This is a genomic window from Sorangiineae bacterium MSr11954 (assembly GCA_037157815.1).
GTDB lineage: Bacteria > Myxococcota_A > Polyangia > Polyangiales > Polyangiaceae > Pendulispora > Pendulispora albinea.
Genome location: CP089984.1, coordinates 11,706,755 through 11,724,603, shown reverse-complemented (window position 1 = coordinate 11,724,603; position 17,849 = coordinate 11,706,755). Strand labels below are relative to the sequence as shown.

Below are 17,849 nucleotides of genomic sequence, written 5' to 3'. Positions count from 1 at the left end.
CCACGCCTCACTCGCCCGGATGGTATTGGCGCTCCGTGTGCCCTTCCAGCTGCGAGCGATAGAAGTACACATCGCGTAGGTTGCCCGTGGTGTACCGCACGGATTGATCGCCAAAGTGCGGCGACGCCGGATCACCGCTCTCGCCGCCCACCGTAATGGCCTTTGCCTTCACCCGATCGCCAAACTCGACGACGGCGAGGAAGCTGTTGCCGCTGGTGCCGTAAAGCTTCTTGGTCCCGTTGGCGCTCCGCGCGCCAAACGAGGCGAGCGAGCCCCAGCGCGCCGAGGTGAAGGGCACCGGGATGCTCGGCGCCTTGTCGTCGAATTTCTGCACGATGTCGCCCGTGAGGCGCTGCAATCGATTGATGTCGCCCCAAGGCGTCTTCCATGTGCCGAAATCGGCCGCGAGCTTGTCGACGGCGGCCGCGAACGCGTCCAGGCGCTGCTGCGACGACGCCTTCGTCTCCATGTACTCGTAAATCGTCACGCCCGCGCGCGCGGCGTCCGCCGTAACGCGCAGCCAGAGATCTTCGCCCCAGAAGACGGCCAGCGACGTGGGCACCGACTCCAGCGACCAACGCAGATCCCATGTGCGCAAGAGCGCGATGGGCTCGGCCAGCTTGGCCTTGAGCGGGCTCGCATCGGGGAGCTCGTCGTACGCCTTCAGCAAGGTGGGGACGAGGACCTCGAACTCCGTGAGGTAGCTGTCGAACGCCGCCGCGATGAGCTTGTCGTTCGTAAAGTCTTTCTTGTCCTTCAGCACGCGAATCGCATGAACGCCGCGCGGGTTCTCCACATTTCGATCCACGTAGCTCGGATAATCGCCGATCTTGGGGCTGTAGGGCCCCGCGGCCGAGTAGGGCCAGTTGTTCGTATTTTGAATCCAGCCGTTGGGCGGGTTGACCACGTTGGGCGCCTCGTCCACGCTGTGCAGGCCTCTCCACTCGGTGGCCGGATTGCTGCCATCGACCGGCTTGCTCCAATCGAAGGAGGTGTCCCGCCTCGGGATGAAGTTCGCGTGGAAATAAGCGATGTTGCCCTCCGCGTCGGCGAACACCGTGTTGTTGGACGAGTTGGCGTGGAGCTCCATGACCTCCTTGAACGCCTTGACGTTCTTCGCCTTGGTGCGGGTGTACGACTGCATCAGGGCCTTCATGGGCTCCTGCATCAACCGCACGCTCACCCATTTGCCGTCGGCCTCGCGCACGATGGGACCGTGGTGCGTCGCATAAACCGTAAACTCCTTGTGCGCCACCCCGCTCGCGGTTTTGTAGGGCACCGTGATTTTGGAGGCCTTGAGCGGGCGCTCTTCGTTTCCATAGCGGTAAAAGAGGCCTCCATCTTTGCGCACCACCGTCTCGAGGTACTCGTCGATGCAGTCCACGCCGCTCGAGGTGTGCATCCACCCCGCCCGCTCGTTGAAGCCCTGGTACACGAAGAACTGGCCCCAGGTGAGCGCGCCATACGCGTTCAGGCCTTCGTCGCTCACCACCTGCGCCTCGGCGCGGAAGAAGAAAGAGGTGTGCGGATTGATCCAGAGGAGCGCATGGCCCGAGCTGCTGTTGAACGGCGCGATGGCAAAGCCGTTGGACCCTTTGGGCTCCGCCGGCGGGGGCGGCGCCGCCGGCTCGGGCGCGGGGTTCTTGCCATAGAACGCCTCGAGCTGCGGGAGGGATACGCGCTCGATGTCGCCGCCGATGCTGCCCTCGCTGAAGGTCAGCGCCATCCATGGCTCGAAGCGCTCGATCACGCGCGGCTTCACCTTGGGGTGCTCGTGCAGATAATAATTCAGCCCATTGGCATAGGCATCCATCAGCGCCTTCAGCCACGCGGGGCTCTCGCGGTACTCGGCCTTCATTTTTTCGGGGTCGATGAAGAGCTTCATGCGCAGATCGCGGTACACCTCCGCCTCGCCTTCGGCTTCGGCCAGCCGGCCCATGGCGTTGAGGTAGTTCGTCTCGACCCGATTGAAGTCGTCTTCGGCTTGAGCGTACATCAAACCGAACACAGCATCGGCATCGCTCTTTCCATAGACGTGCGGGATCCCCCAATCATCTCGGACGATGGTGACGTTTTGTGCCTGACGCCGCCAGGCGGCGACCTCGTTGTCCCGACAGCCCGAGGTCGAGCAGGCGCAGGCCGCAACCAAAAAGACGAGGGTAAGCTTCTTCATGACGGAGCCTCCGGATGGGAACCCCCAGGCGAATCGTGCCACATCCTCGGGCCATCGTCTCGTTGGTTGCCTAGGCAGCAAAAGACGCGGTGCGTAAGCGTGTGGATCGGCCCTCGAAACCCGACGTCGTAGCTCGCACATCGTGTTACGCGGATGTTACCGTGTTACACGGATAGTCAAATACGGGCCGAATACGAAGTAGGCAATGTGCCTCGATCTTGCACTGCGTGGTTGCCGGCGCAGATGAGAGGACGAAATACCGCTTCGCAAAACGAATCGTCTCGAGCAGGTGGGTCCTCTGCCCTGGTCCGCCGTTACCCATGCGGGTGAAGGGAGATCCGATGAAGTCCGAACGCTCGATGAAATACCTTGTACCGATCTCGCTCGCGCTCTCGCACGTCGCTCTCGGAGCGAGCGGTTGCGATGCGACATCACCGGCTTCCGCCCCGAGCTCGGGAGGCGCCTCCGCGGGCGAAATCCATGGCTCGAACACGCCCGGCGTGGGCGGGATCGGGGGGGCGGGCCAGCCGCCCGTGCGTCCGGGAAAAAGCAGCGCGTCGAGCGGCTTTTGCGCCGAAGGCGGCTGGTGCTGGGTGAACCCATTGCCGCAGGGAAATGCCTTGTCCGCCGTGTGGGGGGCCGCGCGCGACGACGTTTGGACCGTGGGCGGTGCGGGCGCCATTCTGCACTACGACGGCACGTCGTGGACCCCCAGCGCCAACGTGACGCACGCCGATCTGCGCGCGGTATGGGGCGCCGGCAAAGGCGATGTTTGGGCGGCCGGCGACGATGGAACGATGCTCCATTGGAACGGGTCCGTCTGGTCGGCGGTGGAGAGCAATGTGACGAAGGTCGCGATCCGCGCCATCTGGGGCTCGGACAGTCAAAACGTTTACGCCGCCGGCGACCAAGGGAGCATCGTGCGCTGGGATGGCAGCGCATGGAGCGCGGTGATCTCCGGCCTGCCGCACAATCTCACCGGCATCACGGGGAGCGGGCCGGATGATATTTGGATATCGAGCCAATACAACGAGCTCCTTCACTGGGACGGTTTTGCCTGGGGCCGCAAAGACAGCGGGACGCAGCTAGGATTCCGCGCGCTCTGGCAAGGCCGCGATCGCGTGCTCTGGGGGGTCGGCAGCGAAGGGACCCTCGCGCGCTTCGATGGCAGCTCGGTGTGGCGCGCGGCGGCTTCTCCATCGGGTGAAGGATTTTTGGGCATCTGGGGCGATTCGTCCTCGCGCGCATGGGCCGTGGGCACGCGCGGCGCCGTCATCGGGTGGGACGGCACCAGCTGGACGCGCGTGACCACGGGCGCGCCGAAGGTGCGGCTGGCGAGCGTCTGGGGGAGCAGCGCGAACGACGTTTGGGCGGTGGGAGACGCGGGCGTGATGATGCACTTCGATGGAAAGACGTGGGAGCTGCCCTCGACCGGCGCCACGTCCGATCTCGAGAGCGCCTGGGCGAGCAGCCCCGACGACGTCTGGATCGCGCGGGGCGACACCACCATGATGCATTGGAACGGCACGGCGTGGACCTTGGTCCCGAGCGGAACGGCGGGCGGGATCTGGGCGGTCGCGGGGAGCGCGTCCAACGACGTTTGGGCCGCGGGCGAGCACGGCGCGTTGGCCCACTTCGACGGCGCGCAGTGGACGGTGGGCGAGCGGCTCGTCGATCGAGGGCTGTGGGCGGTCTGGGCGAGCGGGCCGCGCGACGCGTGGGCGTCGGGCGACGCGGGCACCTTGCTGCACTGGGACGGGAGCGCATGGTCCGTCGTTCCTTCGGGTACGACCGAGCGCCTCTCGAGCCTCTGGGGAACGGCGCCGAACGATGTCTGGGCGAGCGGCGCCCAGGGGACCTTCGCGCACTGGGACGGCGTCAAATGGGCGGTGGTGGACACCGCTCACGACTACGACTGCAAAGATTTGTGGGGCTCTTCCGCCTCCGACATTTGGGCGACCTGCGGGCGCGACGTGCTGCGGCACTACGATGGAAAGGCGTGGTCCGATGCCGCGCACCCCGCGGGCGGCGCCGGCGCGCTCTGGGGCCGGAGCGCGAGCGACGTGTGGTCGCTGGGGCACCCGTGGATGCATTGGGACGGCCGCACGTGGTCGGCCATCAAGGAGCCGACGTCGGGCGCGATCACGCGCGCCATCGGCTTTCGCGATCAGATATGGGCCGTTGGATATTCGGGCGCAGTACTTCGTAAAAAGCTCTAGCCGAACGAGGACGATTTCATGAAACTCCACCGTCGTAGCACGATGGTCGTCGCAGCTTCGTTGGTATTCGGTATTTTGCCCGCCTGCGGGGGCGCGAGCTCGGACGGGGCAATTTCGGACGAGGACGAGCGGGAGCCAAAGGCGATTTCGCTCTCTCCGAGCGCGGGACCGCCCGGCACCCAAGTGGCTATTTCGGGCCGGCACTACGCCCCGAACGAGCACGTCACCTTGCAGGTCGATGGCCACGTGGTGGCCGATCTGCAGGCCGATCCGGATGGTTCGTTCCAGACGACGTACGTGGTGCCCGGGGAGCTCCGCGAGGGCCACCATGCGCTCGCGGCGTACGACCAGAGCGGGGCAGAGAACCGCACGCTCTACGAGCAATCGGAGATCCCGCGGCTCGGCAGCTGGACCAAGGTGGGCGGCGGATTTGGCAACACGCCGGTGCAAATCGCCATTGCGCCGAGCCTCACCTCGACCCTGTACGTGGCCACCCGCACCAATGGCATCTACAAATCCACGGACACCGGCGCCACCTGGAGCGCGATCAACGCCGGGCTGACGAACCTCAATGGGCTCTCGCTCGCGGTGTCCGCCAACAACGCCACCGCCGTGCGCTTCAGCGCGGACAAGGCGTTCAGCCCACCGGGCACCCCCACGCACCTCTGGCAGTCGCAAAACGGAGGTGGCAGCTGGGCGGCCTTGAGCCCGTCGCCCGACATCAACCTGGATTTCATCAAAGTAACACCCGGGACGGGCCTCTTCGCGGGCGGCAACAACGGCAGCTCCGCCATCGTGCTTCTGGGAACGAGCGGCACCACCGTGTGGAGCTCGTCCACGAACAACTTCGGCGCGGGGAGCGGCACGGTCACCGCCATCGTGGGCCCGGCCAACGCGCTCTTCGCCTCGGTGTACGGCGCGGGGACGAAGTCGGGCGGCATCTTCAAGTCGACCGATGGCGCGGGCGCAACCTGGACGGCGAGTCATTCGGGGATCGCCGGCTTGAACCATGTCACCACGGTGGCCGTCGCGCCCTCGGACGCCAATCGCCTCTATGCGGCGGTCGAAGGGCAAAATACGGGAGTGTACAAGAGCGCGAACGGTGGACTGAGCTGGACCTTGGTCAACCAGGGGCTGGGTGATCGCAACGTGTGGTCGCTGGCGGTCCATCCATCGACGCCCGATATCGTCTTTGCGGGCACCGCCACCGGCGTTTACAAGAGCACGGACGGGGGCTCGAGCTGGTCCCTGTCGATGTCCGCCGCCGCCAAGGTGAATACGATAGCCATTCACCCGGCGAGCACGTCGACCATCTTCGTGGGGCTGAATGCGCCGGGTGAGCTCTACCAGACCACCACGGGAGGGTGAGTGTGATTCCATGAGAACGCTCGTACGCGCGGGGGCCGGCGCAGGATTGGTCGGGTTCTCCATTTCGTTCTGCGCCCTCTTCGTCGCGGCGTGCGCGGACGATCCTTCGAGCTCCCCCGGGCCAGGCCCCTTCGGATCGGACGCGGGGACGGCGGAGGATGCGCGCTCGGGTCCGGATCCGTTCGAGGACGCGGGCACGGACTCCGGGCCCTCGAGCGGAGACGCGGGTCGAGACGCCGCGCGGCCGGCGGAGGGCGATTGGTCGCCCGCGGCGGGCTTCACGGGCGACGTGCAATCGCTGGCCATTTCGGATCTGGGCAGCGGCACCTTGCCCATCGTGGCGCTCGGGAGCAGCGGCGCGCAGCGATCCATCGATAATGGGATCACCTGGTCGGCGTTCAACGAGGGGCTCACCAATCCGCGCGGGGTTTCGCTCGGCGCCATTCCGGGCGGCACCTCCCTCCTCGCGAGCAGCGAGCGAGGCGCCGCCGACGCAGGAGCACCTTATGTGTTCGCGTCGACCAACGGCGGCGCGTGGAGCAGCCGAGACATCACCGTTCCCGCGGCGGGCGCGGTCCCCAACGATGCGCACGACGTTCATGGCTGGCTCGTGCTCGGCGGCGCGGGCCAAATGGGGTGCGGGCGAAATGTCGCGACCGGCGGTCCCGACGTGCTTCAAGGCAAAATGGGCGGCTCGAAGTGGAAGGTCAATCCGATCCTTCCGCCCGCGACATCGCAAGGGGCTTGCCGCGCCCTGGTCGGCCAGGCAAACGACAACCTCTATGCCACCGTGTTTGCGCCGGGCTCCGTGGGCGGCGTCTTTCAATCGACCGGCGGTCAAGCGGTGGATTGGAGCGACGTGGGCGCCGGCATCGACCCGGCCGACAAGCCGTACACATTTGCGCTTGCCATGTCCCGCACCCAACCGAAAACGCTCTATGTCGGAATCCAACGTTCGGGCGGCGGGCGCGTTTACAAAACCGTGGACGGTGCAGTCACATGGTCGCGCGCGTCCGAAGGCATCCCCGAGGGCGATCCGGTCGTTTCGCTGGCGGTGCATCCGACCCTCCCCAACGTGGCGTATGCGGGCACCCGCTCGGGGGTCTACAAAACGGCCGACGGCGGCGCGAGCTGGACGCTGTCGCACGCGAGCCGTGGCGCCACGGTGACCGCGCTCGCCGTGCACCACCTCGACGGCACGATGGTCTTCGCCGGGATGGACGCGGCGCCCGGACTTTGGATCTCCCGTTCCGGCGGTTGAGGGCGCACACGGGCTGAACTCCTCGATGCGCCATACGGCCGAACGCTGAACACGGGCGCCGTGGATCGCGCGATCCGTCAATCTTTGGGCACGCTCTTGGCAGAGAGGTACGAACATGAAAATCCGTCATCTCCTTCCTTCCGCCATCCTGGTTCTGTCCGCGGCCGGATTTGGCCTCGCGGCATGCAGCAGCGGTGGCTCCAACGACGGTGGAGGCGGAGGGGGAGCTCCCGGCGGAGGGCAAGCCCCCGGCGCCGATGCGGGCGGCGTCCCCAATCGCTCCAAGCCCGCACCCGCCGGTTATTTTGCACCCTGCACACAAATCGGCGAACCGGGCGACTGTCCGGCCGGGCTCTTTTGCCGTGATTACAATAAGCGCGGCCCACACTGCACCCACGCGTGCACCAACAACGACGATTGCGAGCTTCCGTCCAAAGGCTGCGGCGCCAACGCTCCGCGCTCCTGCGCCATGCCGGAGCCCGACGGTGGTGGTGGCGGCGGCGGTGGTGGTGGCAACGGCGGCGGCAAAGACGGCGGGAAGATGGGCTTCGGCGAGGACCTCGACGACGACGAGGCGATCATGCCCGAAACCGCCGAATCGATGCGCTGAGCAAGCGATCCGCCAGCTGGATCCCAGTTGCACCACGCGATCGTAACCGCAGCGCGGCGATGGTCGCGCCGTCCGAGGCGGTCGCGCCGTCGTTGGAGGTTGCACCGCGCGAGGCGTCGCGCCGTCGTTGGAGGTTGCACCGCGCGAGGCGTCGCGCCGTCGTTGGAGGTTGCGCCGCGCGAGGCGGTCGCGCCGTGGTTGGAGGTCGCGCCGCGCGAGGCGGCCGCGCCGTCGTTGGAGGTCGCGCCGCGCGACGCGGCCGCGCCGTCGTTGGAGGTCGCGCCGCGCGAGGCGGCCGCGCCGTCGTTGGAGGTCGCGCCGCGCGACGCGGTCGCGCCGTGCAAGGTGCTTGCTCTGCGCGACGCGGTCGCGCCGTGCAAGGTGCTTGCTCTGCGCGACGCGGTCGCGCCGTGCAAGGCGCTTGCTCTGCGCGAGGCCGTCGCGCCGTGCGGTTGCGGCAAGCCCATCGAGGGCAGCGGCTCAGGGAACTCGTCCGAATTTTCTTCGAGCACGTTCGAGCCGTTGGCGCCAGGCTGCCGTCATGGCAGTCGTTACCGAAGATTTGGTTCGCCTCTATGCGGAAAGTGATGGCCTTGCGCTTGCCGAGTTCGTGAACCGAGGAGCCGTGTCGCCTGCCGAGTTGCTCGAGGTGGCGATCGGCATCGTGGAGCGATTGAATCCGCGGCTCAATGCGGTCGTTCACAAGCTCTACGATTTTGCGCGCGCGCGTCTGCGCGAGTCGAAGATCGATGGCCCCTTTGCCGGAGTGCCTTATCTCCTGAAAGATCTCGTAACGATGTGGGAGGGCACACCCCACACCAACGCCACAGCCTACATGCGAAATGTGGTATCGCGCACGGACAGCGAAGCCATGCGCCGCGTGCGCGCGGCCGGATTCGTTCTCTTCGGCAAAACCAACTCACCGGAGAACGGGTGGGCGCTCACCACCGAGCCAGTACTTTATGGAGCCACGCACAACCCGTGGGCATGGGAGCTCACCCCCGGTGGATCGAGCGGAGGGTCCGCGGCCGCGGTCGCATCGGGCATGGTGCCGATCGCCGAAGGCGGCGACGGTGCGGGCTCCATCCGCGTCCCCGCCGCGCATTGCGGCCTGGTCGGCTTGAAGCCCTCGCGCGGGCGGGTGCCCACCGCGCCCATCGGAGACATGTGGTACGGCGGCATCGTCAATCTTTGTGTGTCGCGCACCGTGCGCGATACCGCAGCGTACCTCGATGTCGTCGCCGGCGCGCTGCCCGGTGACCCGTATACACCAAAGGCCCCCCATGAAACATGGCGTTCGCTCGCCCGGCGCAGCACCTCCCGTCTGCGCATTGGTTTCGGCACGGCATCGCCGGCCGGCGGCGACGTGCACCCCGAGGTCGCCGATGCCGTACGCCGCGCCGCCCAGCAGCTCGAACAGATGGGGCACATCGTCGAAGAGCACGCGCTGCACCTGGACGTGCCCACCGTGTGGAGGGCCTACGCGCGCATGGCCGCCGTCCAGACGGCACACGCCTTCGAGCTGCAAGAGCGCCTGGTCGGACGCCCGGTCGGACGCGACGACGTGGAGCCCATGACGTGGGCCATCTTGGAACGCGGCCGCTCCGTGCGCGGCGTCGACCACGCCCACGACGTGGAGAAAATTCGAATCGCGGGCCGCACCATCGCCACGGATCTCGCCCCCTACGACGCGTTCGTCACCCCGGTGATCCGCGAGCCGCCTTTGCCGCTCGGCGCACGGCCGATGAACCACTCCGATCTCGATCGCTACAACGCCCAATTCGCATCGGACGCCGCCTTCGCATTCCCGCTCAACGTCGCCGGACTGCCGGGCATTTCATTACCCCTTTACGAGACCGCCGGCCAGCTGCCCATCGGCGTGCAGATCGCGGGTCGCTACGGCGACGAAGCCACCTTGCTCCGCCTGGCCACGGCGCTCGAAGAGGCGCTCCCATGGCGGGAGAGGAGACCGCCGATTCATGCTTTATCGACCTGATTCGACGATCGTACAGCACATTCACCTCTTCGCGCTCACCCCTCGTCGAGGGATATCGCTTCAGCGGAACGTGGCATCGCCCGTGGCGAGCCCGTCTGCGAGCGCGCCGGTGGACGCGAGCGAAACTTCGATATCCCAATCGCTCCCCGCGGGAACCACGCTCGTCTCCTCCGCATCGACGGTGAATTCACCTTGGCCCGCGGGCAGCTTGCCGAGAACGGATGCCGGCACCGTTCCCTTCAGGTCGGCCACGGGGAACGCGCACTGGGCGAAGGAGAATTTTTCCGCGGAATCCGGCCCACCGAGGAAGAGCGCGACGGTGCCCGAGGCCGCACCCGCGACGTTCCACGCCAATTCGAGGTTCTTGGATCGATCGATGGTCGGCCCCCCCTCCCGCCGGGTCCAAGTCGGTGACGAAAGGGTGATCAAGGAGGGCGCTTTCAAGGTTTGGGCGAACGCGGGTGCACCGTTGGGATCGCCGGTGCCCGTAACCTGAATGCTCTCGCCGCCGGACCAAAGGGATACGTTCCCGCTCACGGGTGAATATTCGAGCGGCCCCGCCCCGGGCTCGAGCTGGATCGCCGGAGAGACAGCGGTGCCGGCGATGCGGACGATGCCACCTCGGTAAATGTGCACGTTATTTTGATCGCCGGAGATGCTCCCCGTGCAGGTGTAGACGGTGCACTGCCCATCGGGAACGGCCTCGCACTTCGGCTGCAGGTTCGCTCGATCGGAAAATAGGACCGAAGCGAGGTAGTTCTGAACGGCGCGCGAACGAATCGTCGCTTTCGTGTTCTCGACATGGATCTTTCCGACCTTCGGTCTCTCGCCGCCCGATCCATTCTGTCCGCCGGGGCCGCCATCACCCGCAGCTCCATGGCTACCGGGGCCACCCTTCAAGCTCTGTCCGCTGTTGCTACCCTCGTCCGAGCTGCTTCCGCACGCGACCACATTGATGGCCACGGACAGAAGAAGCGCACTGGTCCACGCATATCGATGATTGCATTTTCATGTGTCGTCTCTCTCACTTCGAGGTTGAGTGCAGATAGGTCCACGGACTCGCGGCTCGACATCCAGGCGCAGGGTCACGCCTGCCCGAATCCACTGGCGCCCGCTGGCATCCTCGAACGACGCAACCCGGAAAAAACCGCCCTCGGCACGCGTCGCTTCTTTTGCCGTACGATGCGCCGCCGACGCGGAGCATTCAAACTTCGTTCACGCTCGTAGCAGATACCGAGAGGAGCCCACTCCCCAAGGACCTCGCCCAAAGGTCACCGTGTCGCAAGGCGTTCGCCCTGTCAAGCAAACTTGCTTGCGGAGTGCATATCTCGAATTTCTCTGTCACTCGTAAATTTTCCACACAAATCAAGACGAGTGGTCTCGATTCATTACGCCACGCATAATCCAATACGAAAGGCTCGAAAAACGCACAAAATGCGCGCCAATCGGCCCGAATACGGGAAATCCGTGCCCGTCACACAGACGCGTCGTTGAGCATGTGTGATCGCGAGTTCACGCGATCGTGAACGAGGCACCACGGCCCCGGACGACCAAGCGATCGCGACGTCGGTATGGATCGATCGTATACCGAAAACATATTTGCAATCAGATTGCGAATAGTCGGCCCGCGGCGCTTATCGATGGAGACCCCGTCCGCCGGTGCGTCGTTTGCGACTTTGGGTGCGAGGCCCCCAATCGTGGGTGCGAGACCCCGACGAGTCGGCCCCCTCCAATCGAGCCCCGCGCGGCCCAATCCGTTGTCTCCCAAACAGCGTCCCATCGTTGGGACGATGCCTCCGTTCCACGAGATAGGAAGATCGCGCCAAATACTCCCGTACGAGGGGAATTGGAGGAAATCCATGCGCACGCCTTCGACGCTCCTCTCTTGGACCGCCGTCTTCTTTTCGACATGCCTTCTCACCGCCTGCACCACCACCACCCCCACGGGAACCGCCGATCCGCCGAACGGCGAATCGCCCGCGTCCATTCGCCACAATCCCGATACCGGTACCGCCGGTGAACGTCCGGCGACGCCAGCGCGCCAAGGGCCGGCCGCCGCCCCGAGGATGGCGGCTCCGCCAAGGGCGTTGTACGTCAATTTTGCGCCCGATCCTTGGTTCGGATTTCCGAGCATCGCCAAGAACGAGCAGGGAAACCTCTTGGCGCATTCCACCCGCCTGGCGCGATATGTCACGAACGAAGCGGAGTGGTCGACGCTGTCGCCCGACTTGGTCGCCGTTTCCAATGAGCCTGGCCAAAAAGGCAGAATCACGGGGCTCGCGGCCGGACGGGCCGAGATCCGGGTTCGCATGGGTGAGGACAGTGAGGTCGTTCCGGTGCTGGTGACCGAGACCAGCATTCAAAAGCTCACGGTCGCGGAGGCCACCGTGGCGCCCGGACGCCGCACGTCGCTCGAGGCCTCGATAACCCTCGTCGATCAAACGCAGGTGAATGTCAGCGATTTCGTGCGCTGGGATGCGGGGCCGACCGACATCGTCGAGCCGGTGTACGACGGAGCGATCACCAAGGCCGGCGGTCGCGGGTGGGGCGTGGGGGTCACGAACGCTTGGTTTGCAACGCCGCAGCGCCAATGGGTGCGCTTGGGGGACATCCACGTCGTTGCGGGCGCAGGGGACGCCGACCGGGATGGCTATTTCGCGGAGGACGACTGCAATGACCAAGATGCCTCCCGCTCCCCTGGCGCGCCGGAGATCCCAGGAAATGGGGTGGACGACAATTGCAATGGGCAAATCGACGAGGCTTGTACGAGCCCCATCGTCTGCAGCCGCCTCCTGCCCCCCAAGAACGTTCAAATCGCGTCATCTGGCGCCGATTCGTGGTCCGTTACGGGCAACGCGGAGCCGGGCGCGATCGTCGTTTTGCGCGACGCGGCGATAACCCCGCCTCGATTGGTCAATATTCAGGTGGACAGCACCGGGAAATTCACCAAGAGCGGATTGAAGAGCCAGCTCGGGATCCTGCAAGTGGTCAAAGCCGGCGCGAGCTCGAGCGCCAAGATTTGGACCTGGGTGGACGACGGCAACCACGACAATGCCACCTCGCCGCCGGTGCCGAAGGCCGTGGCCTTCGAGCCCGTAGACGCCCAAACGTCCACCGTGTCCGGCACCACGGTGCTTCATGCGCAGGTGCGCGTTCGCAACCTCTCGCAGCCATTCAGGCAGTATGCCCACGAAATCGGGAGCGGTTTTACCCCAGCGTTCAAAGCGACCTTGCCCGCGGCGCCCGGCGATTGGATCGAGCTCGCGGCCCATTATGGCAATGTCGCCTTTGCCGAGAAGACGGCGGTGCGCGTTCCGGGCACGGATACCCGGCCGCCGGGCAAGCCCACCATCGAGTTTGCCGATGATCCCGTCGGGGGTCCCGGGTTCGCGCGTGTATCGGGTCAGGCCGAGGGCTACGCGACGGTCACCGTCCTCGATACGCGGACTGGAGATCGAAAGGTGCTCACGGCGTCGGCCGAGGGCCGCTACGATGCGGGCTCCTTTCCTGCCGGCGACATGTTGCTCGTGTGGGCCAACGACGGAACCGCCGATGGGCCCAAGGCGTTGGCGCAGGTGCACGGGTGGGACACGACGCCGCCATCGATGGCGTCGGACCTTCAGGCAACGGGTGTCACCAACGGCACGACGACCATCACGGGGCATGTCGAAATTGGGTCGTACGTCACCATCGTCCTCGGCGCCGAAGCGCAGACCGTGGAGTCGACGTGGTCGGAAATGGACCTTCAGGCGAGCTTCCGTATCACCCTCCCGGCCACGGCCGGCGATCTCGCGCGGATTACGGTGGCCGATCGCACGGGCAACGCATCTGCCCCCGCGGAGCTATGGATTCCGGCGGCCGGCCCCACCCCTCCCGCTCCGCGTGGAGCCTTCGTGTTCAACAACGAGGACTACGTTTTCGAGTTCAAGGGCACCACGCAACCCAATACCACGCTTCATGTTTACAATGCGAGCGCCCGGATGGCGATCATCCAAATAATGGTCGGGGATACGGGGCGCGTCTTCTGGCCATTCGGGGCTCAAATCCAGGCGGGGGACGTCGTGCTCTTCTGGGCCGAAACGAACGGCGTCACCAGCGAGCGCGCCGCGGTCACGGCGACGTTGGGCGCCGCCAATTGGCGAGCCCCCCTCGTACCCCTCGACGTGGTCGCGAGCTCGTCGATCGATGGCGTGGCCGTGATCTCGGGGTACTCGGAGATCGGTGGCTCCGTCGAGCTCTCGGTGGGGACCGGTCCCGTGGGGAGCACGGCGGACGTGTTTTGGTCGCCCGCGAGCACGGACACGTTGGGGATCTTCGACGCGGCCATTTATGCCGAGCCGGGGGCCCTCATCCGCGTGACGCCGGTCGATGCGCAGGGACTTCGCGGCGAGCCGGCGTGGGTCACCATTCCACCAGCCGGCGCGCCGCGGATTCGCCCGGCCGATATCGCGCATCACCTGGTGCCCATCGAGGGGCGTTCGCCCGCTAACCTGGCGCCACGGCGTTGACCTCCGGAAGCGCGCGCTCCGCGGCGGCAGGTCGCTCGGACGCGGAGCGCGACGCAACCGGGATCGAGGCCGCGGCCACCGGGACACCGAACTTGATGACGATGTTGGGAATGAGCCCCAGCTCGACGGTGATTCCGCGCGGCGCCAGGCCGCCCAAGGTCATGGTGCCCTGGAGCTTCTGCGCTTGTGAGAGCGATTTCACCAAGGCGACGGCCAGCTTGTTCTCGGCGTGCGCTTCCAGGATCTCCTGTTGCGCTTCCTCCGCCAGGTGGTGCGTCGTCTCGAAGTTGGCGTAGATCTTTGGCGGAATTCCCAGCTCGATCGAGATGCCCTCGACCATGTATCCCGCTTTGCGAACGATGGGCAGCGCGTCGTTGAAGTCGCGCACCGTGTCTTTGACCTTGGCCATGGCGCTCTCCATGAGCTCACCGCCCATATGGGTCGCCGAGTCCTTGAGCGCCACGGCCTTGGCGGATGCTTGCTCCTTGAGCTCCCCCGCCTTCGCCGCGACATCACGCCGAACCTCTGCGGCCTTCGCCGTCGCCGAGCTCTTGGCTTCCTTTGCCTTATCGAGAATTCCCATTTCACCCTCCCCACCGTCTCACACGCTCGCTTGGAGCCGGACGTGCACGTAGTCGATGGTACGCCTTCGGAGCTCGAGCGCCGCTAAAAAATGCGCGCGCGCTTCCCGATGGGCCATCGAAAATCCTCCGATTCGTCACCCTCCCCACCTGCCCGAGGGATACGCCCCCTCCCGTGCGCATTCGTACGATCGTCTCCTTGGTCGCGTTGCCGCTCGGCGTGGTGGCATGCAGTGCAGCATCGAGCCCTCCGCCCGACGAGGTGCCGCTTGCACGAGAGTCGCGGTTGCCCCTCGCCCGGGGTATCCTCTTACCCACGGGGGCCCGTATCACACCCACCGCGGCGCCGGGAGCCTCCCTGGTCGCGCTCGACCCAGGGCTTTCAACGCGGCCCGACTACCGCGCCGACCACCCGGCCTCGCTCGTGCTCTCACCCGACGGCGCCACCTTGGCGCTGGTAACCAGCGGCTACAATCGAAACAACGACGCCAATGGAAATACCGCTCCGGCGGAATCGCAAGAGTACGGCTTTCTTTACGATGCCGCCACCGACCCGCCCACGAAACGGCAAGTACTAAAAATACCCAATACGTTCTACGGACTTGCGTTCGCCCCAAACGGAAATGCGCTTTATGTACCGGGCGGCGTCGATGACAACATTCATGTCTACACACGCACCGGCGCGACCTGGACGGAGGCGCTGCCGCCGATGGCGCTGGGCCACGCGGCGGGGCTCGGCCTCGAGGTGAAGCCCATGGCGGCGGGGCTCGCGGTGACGGCCGATGGGACGCGGGCGGTGGTCGCCAATTACGAGAACGACTCCGTTTCGATCCTCGATCTCGCCGCACGCAAGGTCCTCGCCGAGGTCGCGCTCCGCCCGGGAAACGGGGTCGCAGGCGGCGAATACCCGTTTTGGGTCGCCATCCGCGGGAACGACAAAGCCTATGTCTCGAGCCAGCGCGACAACGAGGTGCTCGCCGTCCGCCTCGATGGGGAGCGGCCGGCGGTGGTCGCGCGCATCCCGGTCGGAACGCAGCCCTCGAAGATGATCCTCGACCGTGAAGGAAAGCGCCTCTTCGTCGCCAACGCCAGCAGCGACACCGTCAGCGTGATCGACACCGAAGAAGACGAGGTCGAAGCGATCATCCCGGTGACCGCGCCGCGCGCGCTCTTGCCGAACCCGCGCGCCTTCAAAGGGTCCAACCCGAACGCGCTCGCCTTGTCGCCCGACGAGCGCACCCTCTATGTGACGGACGGCGGCACCAACGCGGTGGCCGTCGTGCGCCTCGAGCGGGAGCGCGGGCAGGTGGTGGGGCTCGTTCCGACGGGCTGGTACCCCGACGCCATCGCGGCCCGCGGCGGGCGCCTCTTCATCGCCAACGCAAAGGGGGTCGCCGGGCCGAACCCTCGCGCGTGCCGCGACAACCTGGGCACCGGACCAGGCGACGACGACGCGTGCCGCGCGGCCAACCAATACATATGGCAGCTCGAAAAGGGCAGCCTGCTCACCTTACCGGCGCCGAACGACGTGAGCCTCTTCGGCCTCTCGCTCCAGACGGCCAAGAACAATCATTTTCCGATCTTCGAGGATCGCGTCGAAGACGCCCGGATGATGGCGTTTCTACGGAGGAAGATTCGTCACGTCATCTATATCATCAAGGAGAATCGCACCTACGATCAGGTGCTCGGCGATCTCGAGGTCGGCAACGGCGATCCGGCGCTGGCGATCTTCCCCGAACGGACCGCGCCGAATCACCACGCCCTCGCGCGGACCTTCGTGACCTTCGATTCGTTCCTCGATAGCGGGGAGACGAGCGGCGTCGGGTGGAACTGGTCGACGGCCGGACGAACGACCGACGCCATCGAGAAGACGCAGCCCGTGAACTACGCCGGGCGCGGTCTCTCCTACGATTGGGAAGGAACGAACCGCAACATCAACGTGGGCCTCGCCACCGTGGCCGAGCGGCGAGCGGCCAACCCGGCCACCCCCGCCGATCCGGACCTGCTCCCGGGCACGGCCGACGTTTCGGCGCCGACGGCGTCGGGCGGGGAGATCGGCGCAGGGTATTTGTGGGACGCGGCGCTGCGCGAGGGCAAGACCGTTCGCAACTACGGCGTCTTCGGAGATGGCGCGCGCTATTCGCTCCCGAGCTCGGACCCCGCGCACATTCCGCTCGATCGCGACCCGCGCGTGCGCGGTAAGCCGGTGTTCTTCCCCGCCAATCGCGCGCTCGCCGCGGTGTCGGATCCGTTCTTTCGCGGATACGATATGAAGTATCCGGATCTCTATCGCTTCGAAGAATGGGAGCGGGAGTTCGACGCGTACGCGGCGGAGGGCAACCTGCCGAACCTCGAGCTCGTGCGGCTCCCGCACGATCACTTTGGAAACTTCGGCACGGCCATCGAAGGGGTGAATACCCCCGAGCGGCAGATGGCCGACAACGATTATGCGATCGGGCGGCTCGTCGAAAAAGTGTCGAAGAGCCGGTTTGCGCGCGATACGCTGATCTTCATCGTGGAGGACGACGCGCAGGACGGCCCCGACCACGTCGATGCCCATCGAAGCCTCGCGTACATCGTGGGCCCATACGTCAAACAAGGCGCGGTGATCGCGACGGCCTATACGACGGTGAGCATGGTCCGTACGATTGGCGATGTCCTCGGGCTCCCGCCGCTGGGGTTGAACGCCGCGCTGAGCGCGCCCATGAGCGATGCCTTCGAGCAGCGGCCGTCTCCCCTCCCCTGGGACTACGATGCGCGGGTGCCGGAGCCGCTTCGCGCCACGACATTGCCACTTCCGCCACTTCCGCCCTCGAGCGGCGCGGCGCGCGCAATGCCGCTGGCGACGCCGCACGCAACGCAGCCCGAAGCGGGCCATGACGCAACGTGGTGGGATCGCGCGGCCGAGGGGCAGACATTCGATGTCGAGGATGCCCTCGACGAGGAGCGCTTCAACCGCATGCTCTGGTTCGGGCTGATTGCCAACGCGCCCTATCCCGAGGTCCGGCACGGCCGCGATCTGTCGGAAGGAAGAGCCGAACGGCTGAGCGGGCGCCGGCCCCCGCCATCCCCGTAAAATTCCGCCATGTAGGATAGCCGCCCCCAACCATAACTTTTCTGCGATTTCACTGAA

Annotated in this window: 11 protein-coding genes; 8 read left to right on the top strand and 3 right to left on the bottom strand. The window is 66.0% G+C overall.

Features of this window, described 5'->3' with window-relative positions; genetic code table 11:
* Nucleotides 1-7: 7 nt before the first annotated feature.
* The gene (locus tag LZC94_46110) at nt 8-2,173 is read right to left on the bottom strand and encodes an acylase (protein ID WXB15182.1); all 2,166 of its coding nucleotides are present in this window, start codon (nt 2,171-2,173) and stop codon (nt 8-10) included.
* A gap of 341 nt (nt 2,174-2,514) precedes the next feature.
* On the opposite strand from LZC94_46110, the gene LZC94_46105 reads away from it, so the two are divergent.
* The 6 genes from LZC94_46105 to LZC94_46080 all read left to right on the top strand — a co-directional run bounded on the left by LZC94_46105 (nt 2,515) and on the right by LZC94_46080 (nt 9,627).
* Nucleotides 2,515-4,392, top strand: a complete 1,878-nt coding sequence (locus tag LZC94_46105) for a hypothetical protein (protein ID WXB15181.1) — start codon at nt 2,515-2,517, stop codon at nt 4,390-4,392.
* 18 nt (nt 4,393-4,410) lie between these two features.
* Entirely contained in the window at nt 4,411-5,760 is a 1,350-nt protein-coding gene (locus LZC94_46100) for a hypothetical protein (GenBank protein ID WXB15180.1), read from the top strand.
* A 10-nt stretch (nt 5,761-5,770) separates the two neighbouring features.
* A complete protein-coding gene (locus tag LZC94_46095) occupies nt 5,771-7,021 on the top strand; it encodes a hypothetical protein (GenBank protein ID WXB15179.1) in 1,251 nt (416 codons plus the stop codon).
* Nucleotides 7,022-7,136: 115 nt separating this feature from the next.
* Nucleotides 7,137-7,631, top strand: a complete 495-nt coding sequence (locus LZC94_46090) for a hypothetical protein (protein WXB15178.1) — start codon at nt 7,137-7,139, stop codon at nt 7,629-7,631.
* Nucleotides 7,632-7,793: 162 nt separating this feature from the next.
* Nucleotides 7,794-8,219, top strand: a complete 426-nt coding sequence (locus LZC94_46085; protein ID WXB15177.1) for a hypothetical protein — start codon at nt 7,794-7,796, stop codon at nt 8,217-8,219.
* A gap of 37 nt (nt 8,220-8,256) precedes the next feature.
* Nucleotides 8,257-9,627 carry an amidase gene (locus LZC94_46080; protein WXB15176.1) on the top strand — a complete coding sequence of 457 codons (1,371 nt, stop codon included), beginning with the start codon at nt 8,257-8,259 and terminating at the stop codon, nt 9,625-9,627.
* A gap of 60 nt (nt 9,628-9,687) precedes the next feature.
* On the opposite strand, the gene LZC94_46075 is transcribed toward LZC94_46080, so the two are convergent.
* Nucleotides 9,688-10,590: a hypothetical protein gene (locus LZC94_46075; protein WXB15175.1), complete on the bottom strand. Its 903-nt coding sequence runs from the start codon at nt 10,588-10,590 to the stop codon at nt 9,688-9,690.
* Nucleotides 10,591-11,486: 896 nt separating this feature from the next.
* Here LZC94_46075 and LZC94_46070 point away from each other — a divergent pair.
* On the top strand, nt 11,487-14,135 hold the full coding sequence (locus LZC94_46070; protein WXB15174.1) for a hypothetical protein: 2,649 nt from the start codon (nt 11,487-11,489) through the stop codon (nt 14,133-14,135).
* Here LZC94_46070 and LZC94_46065 read toward each other — a convergent pair.
* Complete coding sequence (locus LZC94_46065; protein ID WXB15173.1) at nt 14,113-14,718, bottom strand: hypothetical protein; 606 nt, start codon at nt 14,716-14,718, stop codon at nt 14,113-14,115. The two genes, LZC94_46070 and LZC94_46065, sit on opposite strands and share 23 nt — an antisense overlap.
* A gap of 173 nt (nt 14,719-14,891) precedes the next feature.
* Between LZC94_46065 and LZC94_46060 the strand changes: the two genes are divergently transcribed.
* Nucleotides 14,892-17,792: a beta-propeller fold lactonase family protein gene (locus LZC94_46060; protein WXB15172.1), complete on the top strand. Its 2,901-nt coding sequence runs from the start codon at nt 14,892-14,894 to the stop codon at nt 17,790-17,792.
* Nucleotides 17,793-17,849 lie beyond the last annotated feature (57 nt).

What these genes read in the sequence shown, in the direction of transcription:
- LZC94_46070 (WXB15174.1), top strand. Translation starts at nt 11,487, where the DNA reads ATGCGCACGCCTTCGACGCTCCTCTCTTGGACCGCCGTCTTCTTTTCG.
- LZC94_46100 (WXB15180.1), top strand. Translation starts at nt 4,411, where the DNA reads ATGAAACTCCACCGTCGTAGCACGATGGTCGTCGCAGCTTCGTTGGTA.
- LZC94_46090 (WXB15178.1), top strand. Translation starts at nt 7,137, where the DNA reads ATGAAAATCCGTCATCTCCTTCCTTCCGCCATCCTGGTTCTGTCCGCG.
- LZC94_46095 (WXB15179.1), top strand. Translation starts at nt 5,771, where the DNA reads ATGAGAACGCTCGTACGCGCGGGGGCCGGCGCAGGATTGGTCGGGTTC.
- LZC94_46105 (WXB15181.1), top strand. Translation starts at nt 2,515, where the DNA reads ATGAAGTCCGAACGCTCGATGAAATACCTTGTACCGATCTCGCTCGCG.
- LZC94_46065 (WXB15173.1), bottom strand. Translation starts at nt 14,718, where the DNA reads ATGGGAATTCTCGATAAGGCAAAGGAAGCCAAGAGCTCGGCGACGGCG.
- LZC94_46110 (WXB15182.1), bottom strand. Translation starts at nt 2,173, where the DNA reads ATGAAGAAGCTTACCCTCGTCTTTTTGGTTGCGGCCTGCGCCTGCTCG.